Below are 13,577 nucleotides of genomic sequence, written 5' to 3' on the forward strand. Positions count from 1 at the left end.
AACTAACGCAGCAACAAGGCTTGGTAATTCATAAAATACAAAGTAATCGTTAAGCTTAGTGCCGCTTACTAGGGGGAAGTATAACGGGGAATTAGAATGCGACAGCGCAATAAATACAACGCTTGCAAGTAAACTAACGGCATGTTTTAAAAACGCCCTCAGCTATTTAAAAACCCTTTACCTGAATATACTCACCATTAAGTAATTTGACTTGAGTAAATATGTGGCAGGCAAACGCTGCATACTCATGCAGCGCCCCTTGTCATTTGTTAAGCGCTAATTAAAACTGATAGCTTATTTTTGCTGAAAAGTTACGCCCAGGTTGAGTGTATTGGCTAAAATCAGCACTTTGCGATTGACCTGCAATTAGCTCAAAAGGTACATATTCTTTATCGAGCAAGTTAAGTACTCCTACATTTAGCTGCCACGCTTGCCATTCGTAGTTTGCGTATAAATCAACAACGCCGTAGCCATGCCCTTGCGTAGTTTTATCATCGTTTGCATCAAGTACTACATCAGATTGCGATTTAGCTAAACGCAACGCAGCGGTCCAGTTAATATTACCCAGTTCTGTGCTTAACAATATTGAGCCGTTTAACGGGCTAATGCTGGTAAGTGGCTGATCAGTTTCTTTGTTTTCACCATCAACGTAGGCCACGTTTGCCTCTAGTAGTATACTTTCAGCGACATACATGGCAATTCCTGCTTCTACACCGCTTATTTGTGTTTCGCTAATATTTTGATATTGATACAAAGTTTTATTTACATTAGGAATGTACGTTGGCTCAACGCCCGCTACTGCAGTTTCAATAAAGTCATCGAATGCTGCATAAAAAGCACTTAAATTTACGCTAATATCGCTGCTGGCGTAGCGTAATCCAAGCTCAAACGAGTCACTGCTTTCTGGGTCTAAATCGGCGTTTGGTAATATTTGATAAAACGGCTCTACACCGTGGCTTTGATAGGCTTGGTCGTGTGGTGGTATTTTAAAGCCTCGTACGTATTGCCCGTACCACGATAAGTTATCATCCACTTGGTATATAACACCTAGCTTAGGCGAAAAAGCAGACTCGGTAATATCATCAAGCTGCGCATCAGCGTATAACTCATCACTTTTAGCCTCTAGGGTGTAGTAATCGTATCGCACACCTGCAATAACCGACCACGCGCTGTTTTTAAACGAAATACTGTCTTGTACATAAGCGCCAATTAAAGAGGTGTCAGCCCCCGGAAACGCTTTTTGTTTTTGATCTGTAAAATCAACGGTGCCATCAGCTAAAGTACGCATTTTAAAACGTGGGCGGGTGGTGTCGTATAAATCGATATCAATCCCGTATACCACTTCATGATCGGTGGTTTCTCCTTTAAGCCCTTTATTAAATACCGCTTTTAAACCTAAAATATTTTGCTCAAAGCGATAATCGTTATAATCGGTGTAGGTGCTTGCGCCACTAATTGCGTCACTTTGCTGCTCGTAACTACTATAAGACACTTGCCCGTACCATTTATCAAACGCAGCTGTAGCTACTTCTGAATGATAATCTAGCGCCAGTGACCAACTCGTGTCGTCTTCCTCGGTTTCTTGAACTGCGGGGGTTATTACTTGCTCAGTCGTTTGATTAAAATAATCAAGGGTGTATTTAAGTGTGCGTTTTTCATCAAGCTGTTGCTCAAATTTAACTATTAAAGCGTCCGACTTTGCATCATAACCGGGTAAGTTTTCGTCGTAATTTTGTACTTCTTCGCTGTCGCGATGGCTATAAACTGCGCTTACTGCAAAGTCGCCTAAGTCTTTTGCACCGGTAATATCAGCGGCAATTTGGTTACTTTGACCTTGATACCCCAGTGCCATTTTTACATAGCTGCTGTTATCTTTTAGATAATCGCTTGGATCTTTAGTGGTTATAACCACAATGCCACCGAGTGCGTCAGAGCCATATAAAGACGATGCAGCACCTTTGGCTACTTCTACTTGTTTTACGCCTGCTACATCAAAGTAATTGCGGCCAACTAAATAGCCCCCTCCGCCTGCATAACCATCGTTGGTGCGTCGGCCATCTTTTATAAATACAACACGGTTACCACCAACACCACGTACAGTAAGTGTTTGCGCGCCTGCACCACTGCCTGTGGTTGCAATGCTTGAATCGTATTTAAACATGGTTTGTAAATCTACAGCTAGCTGGCGCTCTATATCTTGCTCGGTAATAACAGTTACTGAGCCTGTTACATCTTTAAGCTTTTGTTCAAAGCGCGAGCCACTCACAACAATATGATCGTCAATTATGTTTTCGGCAAATGCAGTGCCAGATCCGAGTAATAAGGTTGCTATAGCAGTAAATTTAAATGTAGAGGGGTTCACTTTAACTCCAAATGATAATAGTTATTATTTATGGCGAGGATATTACAACTAAGTCAAATTAAGATCAATTAATTATGATAATCATTTTCATTTAGATTTAACTGGTTATAATAGCCGAAAAATAAAAGCCGGAGTTTGTAATGAAATACCTATTTATATTGTTTGCTTTAGTCGCTCAACCTGCACTTGCACAGGAGCGCGTTATTAGTGCTGGCGGCACCCTTACAGAAATAATTTATGCGCTGGGCAAACAAAGTACCCTCGTAGCGGTTGATCAATCTAGTATGTACCCGCAGCAAGCTACGCAATTACCACAAGTAGGTTATTACCGCGATTTAGCGGCAGAAGGCGTGCTTTCTATGCGCCCAACCACCTTATTAGCGCTTGAAGGCGCAGGGCGAAGCCAAGCACTTAAACAAATTGAGGCAACAGGGGTTAAGCTAATTCATTATAAAAAGCCTACCTCAGTTAATGAGCTACTTGAGCTAATTAAACGCCTTGGTACCGACTTAAACGCCAAGCAAAAAGCGCAATCACTTATTACGCACATTACAGACTCATTACCTGAAAAAGCAAAAGCGCAGACACACAGCGCGCTATTTTTACTCTCAGCTAATGAGCGCGGGCTTGTTGCCGCAGGGCAAGAAACCGTCCCTAATTTATTATTTAGCTATGCGGGCATTACTAATATAGGCGCTACACATTCAGGCTTTAAAGTAATTAATACCGAAGTACTTGCTGTAAATCAGCCTGACTTTTTAGTTGCGCCAAAGCATGTTGTACAAAGCATTGGCGGCAAGCAGGCTTTTTGTAAGCAACCGAACCTACGCTTATTAAAAGCTGCGCAAAGCTGTAACTTACTTGTAATGGATAGCCTGCTTTCGCTTGGCATGTCGCCGCGTATTGCCACAGCAATTAATGAGCTTAACGAGTATAAAGCCCGCTTATGAACACCCTAACATTGAGCCGCTTTGTGCCTATAACACTTAGCCAAACTCATAAATGGATGCTATTAGCCTCTGTTTGTATTTTTACTTTGGCGCTACTAAGCATTGGGTACGGCCCTGCAGGATGGGATTGGCGTTTAGCTATTGCCTGGCTTGCACCCGAGTACTTTAATCAGTTTGATGCGCTGCAAATTAATGTAGTAATGCAAATACGTTTGCCGCGTTTTGTGCTTGCTGTATTAGTAGGGTTGGTACTGGCCCAAACAGGGGCGGCAACCCAAGCGCTTTGCCGTAACCCGCTGGCAGATCCATCTATTATTGGCATTAGTGCAGGTGCGGCAATGGTTGCAGTGGCGTTTATTGCACTTAGCGCGCAGTTTAATTTTAACGCTCAGTTGTATTTACCTTATGCGTCGTTTTTAGGGGCGCTTGGTGTTACCTCGCTGGTATATTTTATTGCCAAGCAGCAGGGGCAAATTAATATCACCACGCTTATATTGGTAGGAGTCGCTATTAACGCGTTAGCATTCGCTGTTATTGGGCTACTGAGTTTTTTTGCCGACGATAGCGCGCTACGATTAATAAATTATTGGACCATGGGCTCATTAGGCGGAGCAAGCTGGAGCACGATTATTCAAGCTGCGCCGTTACTGTTTATTAGCCTAGTTGGCCTGTGGCGGTTAAAAAAACCCATGAACTTACTCCTTATTGGCGAGTCACAAGCTCAGTACCTAGGAGTAGATACCAATAAGCTTAAATTGTATGTCATTATACTCGTTGCATTAGGGGTAGGTGCGGTTGTAGCGCTTACCGGTTTAATAGGGTTTGTTGGCTTGGTAGTCCCGCATATTGCCCGCTTAATGGTGGGGCCGCATTTACGTAATATGCTGCCGCTTTGTATGCTAATTGGCGTGGTGGTATTGCTACTTTCTGACTGGCTAGCACGCATTGTGATCATGCCATCAGAGCTACCTATTGGCATTATTACCGCGCTATTGGGTGCGCCATTGTTTATTTATTTAATAGTGAAAAATAAGCGAGGTTGGTCATGATCACGTTTAACAACCTAAGCGTTGGCTTTGATAATCACAGCGTTTTAAACGCTATTAATGGCAGCGCTAAACAAGGGCAACTTGTAGCACTACTTGGTGAAAATGGCGCAGGTAAATCTACCTTGCTGCATACCTTAGCAGGTATGCACTCCTTTACAGGCAGTGTACTTTTTAATGCTAAGCCGCTGGCCTCTCACGCTAAAAAACGCCTTGCAACACAGCGCGCAGTCATGATGCAAGCTAACCACGTAGGGTTTGATTTTAATGTATTTGAGCTTATTGCAATGGGTCGCTATCCGTATGTAGAGTCATTAAAAATGCAAAGCGAAAAAGTACATAAATATGCCGCTATTATGGATTTAAACCAGTATTTAACTCGCCGCGTAAGTGCGCTTTCGGGCGGAGAGCAACAACGTGTTCATATGGCGCGTACTTTAGCGCAGCTCGATGCCTTTACACAATCGGCTGAGCCAAAACTAATGCTGCTCGACGAGCCTACATCAGCACTTGATATGCGCCACCAACATGCTTTGCTCAGCTGCGTTAAAACCTTTGTAGAGCAGGGCAACAGCGCCATTATTGCAATACACGATCTAAATTTAGCCAGCCTTTATGCAACCGACGCTATTTTACTGCACAACAAAAAAGTGTTGCAAAGTGGGCCTATAAACACCGTATTAACAGAACAAAACTTACAACAAATGTACGCCATGAAACTGCACGTAAACCCTCATCCTTATAACGATGCACCCATGGTTTTTTCTCAACGTCAGGAGTTTTTATGAGAGAGCAAGCATTAAACGATGCACGCACCTTGGTTTACAAAACCAATGCAGGTGTCATGTCGACTATTTCTAATAATTTACGTGGCTACCCGTTTGGCTCAGTAACCCCCTATATGTGCGACGAACAAGGCCGTGTTTACTTTTTTATTAGCGATATAGCCCAGCACACTAAAAATCTAAAGCACGACTCACGTATGAGCCTTACCGTATTTGATGCCGCCGACTACGGCGATCAAAACGAGCATGGGCGAGTAACGCTGGTAGGCGATGGCTCTATTGTGCCAAGTGAGCAAGCACACACTTTACTTGATAACTATATTGCCCTATACCCCGAAGCCGCTAGCTATCGCAATGCACACGACTTTCAATTATGGCAATTAGACGTAGTACGTGTGCGCTACATTGGCGGTTTTGGCAAAATATTTTGGCTTGAGCAAAACGAATGGCAATACGAGGCAAAAAACTGGGACGAAAGCCAACAGCAAAGCATGATAAGTCACATGAACGACGACCATCAAGATGCTATGTCGCTCATATTAATGCAGCACTACAGCGTAGCTGATAACACCCCAATAATGAGCGGCTTATTACCCACTGGCTTTTATATACAAAGCCAAAAGCGTAATTACTTTATTAACTTTAAAACCCAGTGCAACAGCCCGCTAGAGGTTCGTAAAGCGCTGGTTGCGCTAACCAATCAAGCACGCAATAACTTAGCTAATACAGAGGAAACAGTATGAAAAAATTAACACTCTTACTAAGCACTGCACTACTACTTAGTGCCAATGCGGCATATGCAGACGAATGCACACTCAGCCTTGATGCAAACGACATGATGCAGTTTTCAACTAAAACATTAAGCGCCCCTAAAAGCTGTAAAAAAGTAACCGTAAAGCTTGGGGCGTGTTGAGCTTTGCGGATTGAAATTTGTTCAATCTAGGGGCGATTAAATCGCGGCGCGAGGTTTGTAACCTAGTGGGCTAAGTAAAAATCGAGCAACAAAGAGTTTATCGCCCCTAGGCAGAACCCGAAGGGCAGCGCATGTTTGGCATTTATGCTGCATTATCGCCTATTTATGTGAAATAACCACACTTCATAGGCTCTGCCTTGCCTAAAAACCAAACACACTGCTGCAAATTCAACCATCAAAGAACAACACGCCCTATCCATGTAGGTAAATTACCCGCCAATGTAATGGGTCATAACTGGGTGCTTGCTAGCGAGCAAAACATGCAAGCTATAATAACCGATGGCAACGCAGCAGGGCTTAGCAACCACTACTTAAAGCCTAACGATACACGCGTGCTTGCAGCTACAGACATTATTGGCGGTGGTAAATCAACGCAAGTTACCTTTAACACCAGCGGCCTAACCGCTGGGACTAATTACACGTACTTTTGCTCTTTCCCTGGGCATTACGCCATGATGAAAGGCACATTTACGCTTAACTAAATATCAAAGGTGTATTGCACTAACGCAGTGTAATACACCCTATTTTATTATTGGCAATGCGTTTGCTCGCCTCGTTTAGCTAAAGCTTTAAAAGCGGCTTGTTGATGTCCTTTTTGTACATAACGGGGTGGCAAAGGGTTAACCTGCAACTGATACCCACTTTGATTAGCTTGCACATTCGTTACCGGCGATATCCACACAACATTTAGCTCTGGCGCTAAACGCTTAATAATACGCGCTATTCCTTCGCCATTTTTCACATGAAAATCGCCCGCTATATGCATTACCTGCGCATCTTTATGATTATTTAAATAGTTAACGATAGACTCCCCCATGGTTTCATCCCAGGTAACTTGCGCAGCATAATAATTTTCGTTTTGACTTGGCGTGCCATGGTGCATTGAGGTCATAAAACGTTGTTTATAATCACTTGCTGAGGTATCCATAGTGGCTGCAATGAAGCTCTGCTGTGTTTCATCAAGTTTATTTACATAACTTATGCCTTGCCTGCCAATACAGGTAACAATATTTTTAGGGGCATTTGCAGCTATTACATCGCTATTGTTCGTTTTTGCCAGCTCTACCAGCGCACGGTAGTCACTTTTGTAGTTAGGCCACGCTTGGGTGTTATCAATTAAGTATTGCTCGCCAATTTCACCCTTAACGTACTGGTTTAAAGTAAGCTGATCGGCGCGGCTAAATTGCTCAAGCGACAGGACTGAGCGTTTATTACTTTTGCTTAATTGCTCAAATAACTCAGCCTGAAATAAATGCACGCCCGGGTGCGTATGCCATTCACCCACTAAAATCACATCGGCATTTAATAACATAGGCTCTAATAATACAGAGCTAACAGGCTTTGCTTGTGCATTGTAAAGTGCTGAGTAATATAACGATGAGCTTTTATCAGGCACCATGGCTGTTGTGCTACAACCACTCAAACCCATAACTAACGCCAGAGTTAACATAGACTTTTTCATACACACCTTCAAAACCCTTTAATGCAAATAATTATCAATATCATATACTTGTAATACCTATTAAGCCAGCCAAAAACAGTACAAAATAAATAAGCAAAAACGATTAAATAACTTATTGTAGAGTGCAATTGATAGGCAGTTATGTGCAGTAAGCGGTCATTGAAAAATTAAATTTATTCCTACTTCTTTGAGTAGGAACCTAATTTTGTCCGATAACATTATTAAATGCCGTGTTGGGGCAAAATAACATGCTTAATTCCTAGCTTTTTCAACCACTTGTTTACAAAGGTAATTATTGGTGAAATTATCTATGTGATATACGCCGTTTTGGTGTGTTATAAACCACTAAAATGGTGTTTAATAAGCTGCTAGCATTCAAAGGAGTTTACCGCATGGAATGGCTTTCAATCGCCTCAAGTATTTTAAGCTTTATTACATTAGCTATTTTAGGTTGGTTTGGTAAATCTTATTTCCCAAATTACCTAAAGGTAAAGTCTAAAAATAAAGCTACGAAAGAAGATATTGAAGAAATTACGACACTAGTAGAGTCAGTAAAAAAAATCTAACTCTATTGAAATAGAAAAAATCAAATCTAAAATTTCAAATGACGACAAAGTTCTTGAAAAAAGGCGTGAAGTTTATGAAGAAATTGTTTCATCTCTAAAGATATTTATTTCAGGTCACGTTGCTACAGAAGAACACAAAAATGAATTTCATGCTGCATGCTCTAAAGCATGGCTTTGGGCTCCCGATACAGTATTAGTAGCATTAAATAAATTTCTAGATGCGCAAATATTATTAGCAAAAAGAACAGGCGAAGTAGATCAAGTTACAGCAAAGCAGTTATATGAAAATGTAGTAGTAGCAATGCGTAAAGATGTTGGCTTTTCAACAACATCTGAAGAAAAATTTCGTTTTGTCACATTTAACTAGAATGCTAACAACACGCCCTGAGGTGGACGACTAGTAAAATTTAGCTATTAATTGCAAATTTTAAAAATGGTGAGCCTCACTTAATTCAGCCAACAGTAATTTTCCGCTTAAGACAGCGTTCTACGCTTAGCCTAGTTTGGTTGTGATTCACTATTAGGAGTAAACTTTGAATAAAGGGATTTTGTTATTTCTACTCACCCTACTTTGTACCATTAATTCTGCGATCTCCGCAGAGACAACTTGGAAAACCCAAGGTTATGGTTACGTTTTCCATACTGTAGACAATAAAACAACAGCCTTTGATTTAACAACTAAGCATTGTTTGGAAAACCACTTTATCACCGATGAGCTTGAACAAATCTCGTTTATTGAAGAAACACAAAAAGTGAATAAAGATACTCGCTTACTTAACTTTGGTGGTTTGTTTCCGTTAAAGCTAACGAAATTGGACAATTTACCTGCTCAATGCCAATCCAAAAAAATTGTTAGTATAAAAGACAAAAACTATGAATTTAATGCCAGTATTGTTCTTAACGTTCTAATGAATAATTTTGAAGAGCACTATGCATTTTCAAAAGATAAAAATATTAATTGGGTTGAGCAGAGAAAACTTTGGCAAAAAAGAATAACCTCAAAAACTACGCAAGATGAGCTATTTAGTGTCATAGATGACTTCCTTAAAGAATTACGCGACGGTCATGCCATATTACTCGATCAAGAACTTGATAGGCTTTCACATTACTCACCAAGAAAGTGGTCATTTTGGGATGAATTAAAAGCGCACTCAGTAAATTACCCTGAATACTCAACTTACTGGGAATTACATACCGCATTAATTGAAAAGTCTCAGGAAAACATTAATAATTACATTGATAAAAAATATTCCACTCTTCAATATCACGATAATTTTACCTTAGCAAAAACGCCTCAAAATATTGCCTATTTAAAAATAAGTAACTTTGATGATTTCTCAAATAATGACGTAAAAGCAACAAAAGAGGTTATGGAGATATTTACGCCTATCATCAAACAAAGCAATGGTTTAATTATTGACTTACGTTTTAGTATGGGTGGAAGTGACTTAGTGGCATTTTCTATTTTATCTTACTTAATAGATTCAGAATTAGCCTTGGGGGGGAAACAGTTTAAAACATCGACAGGTTACAGTGAACTTCAAAAAATTGTTGTCGCTCCATCAAAAATTAATAATTACACAGGAAGCATTGTTGTTCTAACTAGTCAAAAAACACCTAGTGCGGCTGAAATATTTCTTTTAGGTTTACAAGCAAGGGGCAATGTTACTTTTATTGGTGAAAGAAGCTACGGAGCTTTTAGCGATGCGTTAACAAAAGCTTTGCCTAATGGTTGGGGGATCACATTATCAAATGAAAGGTATCTCAATTCTCATGGGGAAAATTATGAAAACATTGGATTGCCTGTAGATCATGAATTTGTATTTCTTAATGTGAACAATATTGAAAGCGGAAAAGATGTGCAGCTTAATGAGGCAATTAAAGCTTTTAGATAGGTGTATTCAGCGCATAATGAGGCATCACTAATGTCCGCAGCTGGCACTGAGCCGAACTTCGGAAAAGAGCGAATAGCGGACGTAATAGTATTGTCCGCTTTGTAAAAGTTTATGAAATTTGGTAGATAGCTTTCCCTATTTCTATGGATCTGAAGGTGCCACTTTTACCTATTAGGCTACATTCATGGCTACTATCAACTATTGTAAATTTGCTTGATGCAATCCCACTCTCAAATTCTCCATCATGCTTTAATGTGAGTACAACTTTGTGTAATTAGTAAGCTATCAGTGTATGTGCCAATAATCAATTAAATGAAGAGATTGATTTTTATACACTCTTAAATTAGCCTAAATAATGACCTACACACCTATTTAAAATAAAAAGGCCACAGTAATAAATACTGCGGCCTTTGTTTTTAACTAAGTGCTTTAAACTAGGTACGTTTAGTAAGCGCCTGCGCTGTAAATAAGCTCGTAGCTGTGGCTGTAAATTTCAAGGATGTTACCGAACGGGTCTTCCATGTAGATCATGCGGTACGGCTTTTCACCCGGGTAGTAATAACGAGGGGCTTGCATACGTTTTTTACCGCCAGCTTCTACAATACGTTCAGCTAAACCTTCTACATCTGGGTCTTGAACACAAAAATGAAAGATGCCTGTTTTCCAATATTCAAAATTGTCTTTTGGGTTTTCTTGATTTTTAAATTCGAAAATTTCGACACCAATACGATCCCCTGTAGATAGGTGTGCTATTTTGAATTTTTCCCACTTTTCGCCAAATACTTCTGTGCACATTTCGCCAATTGGGCTTTTGTCTTCGGTAATTAAAGTCGGTTCCATTATTGTGTACCAACCCATAACCTTAGTGTAAAACTCGACTGCTTTTTCAACGTCGGGAACCGAAATACCAATGTGCGAAAAACTACGTGGATATGTATGACTCATAATACTTCCTCTTTAACTTGTGACTTATCTTGTGACTAGTTGATGGAGTTAGTTTACGAATCGACCAACATTAAGTAAAATTATCATTAATCATCATTTTGAGTACGTTTTGTAATGATAAATCCAACATGGTTAAATACGTTTTGTACTTTGGTTGAGGTAAATCATTTTACCCAAACAGCTGAGCGCCTTTATATGACCCAATCTGGTGTAAGCCAGCACATTAAAAAGCTAGAGCAACAAGTTAACTGCGCTTTACTTGAGCGCCATGGTAAGCAGTTTTCGCTTACCCCTCAGGGCCAAAATTTATATCAGCAGGGCAGCCTACTTCTTAAAGATTGGCAGTTTTTAGAACAACAATTAAAAGATGATTCGCCGTACAGCGGAGCGGTAAAGATTCAATCTCCGGGCAGTTGTGGTTTAAAGTTTTATAATCAATTATTAGCACTGCAATCTGAGCATAAAGAACTAATTATTGATTACCGCTTTGCGCCCAATGTAAGTGTTGAACAAGCTGTAGCAAACCATAGTTCCGACATTGGGTTTTTAACTCAAGCTCCAACATTTAGCGAACTAACCAGCCATAAAATAAGCCAAGAGCCACTACTACTTGTAACGCCTGCAGGTATAAACATGCCTAATTGGCAAACCCTGTGTGAGCTAGGGTTTATTGCTCATCCCGATGCAAGCCATCATGCACAGCTACTACTAAGCGAAAACTACAGTGAGTTTGAGCATATTGACCAAATAAGACGTACGGGATTTTCTAACCAAATTAGTTTAATACTAGAACCTGTAAGCTTAGGGCTGGGTTTTACGGTATTACCTGCTCATGCTGTTGGCGCATTCAATAAACCACAACTTATAAAAACGCATCATTTAGAATGTCCGGTTAGTGAATCTATTTATGTGTGCCATCACCGAAATAGGCCGTTGGCAAAACGTATGAATACAGTGATTGAGCTAATAAAGGCGGGGGTAAATAGTTAAAACGTAAACCCCCTTTACACCCACGGCACTTAATACCATAGGCAAAAGGGGGAACAGAAAATTAGTTAACGCTTTCTAATTTTGCTTTTAAATCGAGTAAGTCGGTTGCGATAGTATTTGGCTGTATTTCCCACGGATCGAAGATTGAGTCTTTAGATCGTTGAATCCACGCCGCGCGCATGCCGTGCGATATGGCACCGGTTACATCAAACGGGTTACTTGATACAAGCCACGTGTTTGCGCCTGTTGAATTGGTTTCGCGTAAAAAGTGACTATAAACCCCTGGATTTGGTTTAAAGGTTTTAATGTCGTCGGCACTTACTACCCCTTCAAAAAGTTCACTAATACCTGCGGTTTCTAATAAGGTATGAACTGCGTCGGCAGCGCCGTTTGAAAATGCAAACAAACGGTAATCCTTCGCTTTTAATTGCTCAAGGCCTGCTTTTACATCGTCGAACGCAGGAAGCGTTTTATAAAGCTCTAGCAGTTGCCCCTTTTGATCTTCACTTAGCTCGGTTTTGTGCGCTAAGCAGGCGTAATCGAGTGCGTGTTTTGTACATAGCGAGAAAGGAATATAATTTTGCATTAATCCACGTCTAAATGAATACTCTAATTGCTTTTCGCGCCATGTATTTGAAAATGCTTGGGCGTTATCGCCAATCATGTCGTCGAGTAAGGACAGTACGCCGTGAGTGTTTATTAGCGTACCGTATACGTCAAATGCAAGTGTAGTTGCCATGTTTGCTCCGCAATAAAATAAATTAAGTTGGTTTTAGAGTACTTGCTTACAGCTTAACTTAATTTGAACGAACGCTCAAATTAATAAAACTTATAAGCATCGAGTGCTAAAATATCCATTTCTATACCTTCATGTATTTTTTTGGCTTTACCGTCACTACTTCCAAGCGCTGCAAAAAGAGGTAAAAAGTGCTCCTGGGTAGGGTGATTAAATAAAGCATAGGGTGCTTCATTTAAATAGTTAAGTAACGCTTGGGTGTTTTGCGCTATTAATTTTTGCTCAACCCAATGAGTAAACTCATTAACCATTTGAACACGATTAGGTGTAGCAGGGCTTTTAAATATTTCACGTAGATTGTGACTAATACCGCCGGAGCCAATAATTAATACGTTATCGCTGCGCAGTGGTGCAAGTAACTGTCCGTATTTATACATCGCCTGAGCGCCTAAACGCGTGTTAATAGACACCTGAACAATGGGAATATTAGCTGTTGGGTACATTAAGCGCAGCGGGATCCACACACCATGATCCCACCCTTGATCTGCACTTTGCACCGTTTTAATACCCGCTTTGTAAAAGTACTCACTAATAGTATTAGCAAGCTTAGGGTCTCCTGGTGCTGGGTATTGAATTTCATACAGGGGCTTGGGGAAGTTATAAAAGTCGTGAATAGTATGCGGCGCATCTCCTGATGTAATAACTATATCGTGCGCTTCATCAAAGTGGGCAGAAAAAACCACAATAGCACGTGGTTTACTAAGCGTTTGACCTAATGATGCAAGAAAATCTGACGTAGCCGATTGCTGAACAGCCATCATTGGCGAGCCGTGAGATATAAATAAAGCAGGCTGAGTCATACTAAAA

Annotated in this window: 14 protein-coding genes; 9 read left to right on the forward strand and 5 right to left on the reverse strand. The window is 40.5% G+C overall.

Translation table 11 applies throughout. The features are described from left to right. Window positions 1–280: 280 nt before the first annotated feature. Window positions 281–2,362 carry a TonB-dependent hemoglobin/transferrin/lactoferrin family receptor gene (locus I6F42_RS00660; protein ID WP_197149982.1) on the reverse strand — a complete coding sequence of 694 codons (2,082 nt, stop codon included), beginning with the start codon at window positions 2,360–2,362 and terminating at the stop codon, window positions 281–283. A 140-nt stretch (window positions 2,363–2,502) separates the two neighbouring features. Here I6F42_RS00660 and I6F42_RS00665 point away from each other — a divergent pair, with 140 nt between their 5' ends. The 6 genes from I6F42_RS00665 (at window position 2,503) to azu (ending at window position 6,598) form a co-directional block, all read left to right on the forward strand. Next, complete coding sequence (locus tag I6F42_RS00665; RefSeq protein WP_197149985.1) at window positions 2,503–3,312, forward strand: ABC transporter substrate-binding protein; 810 nt, start codon at window positions 2,503–2,505, stop codon at window positions 3,310–3,312. After that, complete coding sequence (locus tag I6F42_RS00670) at window positions 3,309–4,361, forward strand: iron ABC transporter permease (RefSeq protein ID WP_197149988.1); 1,053 nt, start codon at window positions 3,309–3,311, stop codon at window positions 4,359–4,361. The genes I6F42_RS00665 and I6F42_RS00670 overlap by 4 nt, the downstream gene beginning before the upstream one ends. Further along, window positions 4,358–5,146, forward strand: a complete 789-nt coding sequence (locus I6F42_RS00675) for a heme ABC transporter ATP-binding protein (protein ID WP_182694848.1) — start codon at window positions 4,358–4,360, stop codon at window positions 5,144–5,146. Before I6F42_RS00670 ends, I6F42_RS00675 begins: the two co-directional genes overlap by 4 nt. Then, window positions 5,143–5,886: a HugZ family protein gene (locus I6F42_RS00680; RefSeq protein WP_197149995.1), complete on the forward strand. Its 744-nt coding sequence runs from the start codon at window positions 5,143–5,145 to the stop codon at window positions 5,884–5,886. The genes I6F42_RS00675 and I6F42_RS00680 overlap by 4 nt, the downstream gene beginning before the upstream one ends. Next, complete coding sequence (locus tag I6F42_RS00685; RefSeq protein ID WP_231616277.1) at window positions 5,883–6,056, forward strand: hypothetical protein; 174 nt, start codon at window positions 5,883–5,885, stop codon at window positions 6,054–6,056. The genes I6F42_RS00680 and I6F42_RS00685 overlap by 4 nt, the downstream gene beginning before the upstream one ends. A gap of 197 nt (window positions 6,057–6,253) precedes the next feature. Continuing rightward, window positions 6,254–6,598 carry an azurin gene (gene azu / locus I6F42_RS00695; protein WP_231616278.1) on the forward strand — a complete coding sequence of 115 codons (345 nt, stop codon included), beginning with the start codon at window positions 6,254–6,256 and terminating at the stop codon, window positions 6,596–6,598. Window positions 6,599–6,645: 47 nt separating this feature from the next. On the opposite strand, the gene I6F42_RS00700 is transcribed toward azu, so the two are convergent. Continuing rightward, complete coding sequence (locus I6F42_RS00700) at window positions 6,646–7,578, reverse strand: ChaN family lipoprotein (RefSeq protein WP_197149997.1); 933 nt, start codon at window positions 7,576–7,578, stop codon at window positions 6,646–6,648. A 392-nt stretch (window positions 7,579–7,970) separates the two neighbouring features. Between I6F42_RS00700 and I6F42_RS00705 the strand changes: the two genes are divergently transcribed. Together I6F42_RS00705 and I6F42_RS00710 are read left to right on the forward strand one after the other, a co-directional pair. Next, window positions 7,971–8,144 carry a hypothetical protein gene (locus I6F42_RS00705; RefSeq protein WP_197149999.1) on the forward strand — a complete coding sequence of 58 codons (174 nt, stop codon included), beginning with the start codon at window positions 7,971–7,973 and terminating at the stop codon, window positions 8,142–8,144. A gap of 533 nt (window positions 8,145–8,677) precedes the next feature. Then, the gene (locus tag I6F42_RS00710; RefSeq protein ID WP_197150002.1) at window positions 8,678–10,039 is read left to right on the forward strand and encodes a S41 family peptidase; all 1,362 of its coding nucleotides are present in this window, start codon (window positions 8,678–8,680) and stop codon (window positions 10,037–10,039) included. 444 nt (window positions 10,040–10,483) lie between these two features. On the opposite strand, the gene I6F42_RS00715 is transcribed toward I6F42_RS00710, so the two are convergent. Further along, window positions 10,484–10,984: a lactoylglutathione lyase family protein gene (locus I6F42_RS00715; protein WP_007583656.1), complete on the reverse strand. Its 501-nt coding sequence runs from the start codon at window positions 10,982–10,984 to the stop codon at window positions 10,484–10,486. Window positions 10,985–11,098: 114 nt separating this feature from the next. On the opposite strand from I6F42_RS00715, the gene I6F42_RS00720 reads away from it, so the two are divergent. Beyond that, the gene (locus tag I6F42_RS00720) at window positions 11,099–11,974 is read left to right on the forward strand and encodes a LysR family transcriptional regulator (RefSeq protein ID WP_197150005.1); all 876 of its coding nucleotides are present in this window, start codon (window positions 11,099–11,101) and stop codon (window positions 11,972–11,974) included. A 61-nt stretch (window positions 11,975–12,035) separates the two neighbouring features. Here the strand turns inward: I6F42_RS00720 and I6F42_RS00725 are convergent, their stop codons facing one another. After that, window positions 12,036–12,713: a haloacid dehalogenase type II gene (locus tag I6F42_RS00725; protein WP_197150019.1), complete on the reverse strand. Its 678-nt coding sequence runs from the start codon at window positions 12,711–12,713 to the stop codon at window positions 12,036–12,038. A gap of 80 nt (window positions 12,714–12,793) precedes the next feature. Beyond that, window positions 12,794–13,570, reverse strand: coding sequence for a class III extradiol ring-cleavage dioxygenase (locus I6F42_RS00730; RefSeq protein ID WP_197150023.1), 777 nt, complete (start codon window positions 13,568–13,570; stop codon window positions 12,794–12,796). Window positions 13,571–13,577 lie beyond the last annotated feature (7 nt).

The sequence above is a fragment of the Pseudoalteromonas sp. SWYJZ12 genome (assembly GCF_015864395.1).
GTDB classification, from domain to species: domain Bacteria; phylum Pseudomonadota; class Gammaproteobacteria; order Enterobacterales; family Alteromonadaceae; genus Pseudoalteromonas; species Pseudoalteromonas arctica.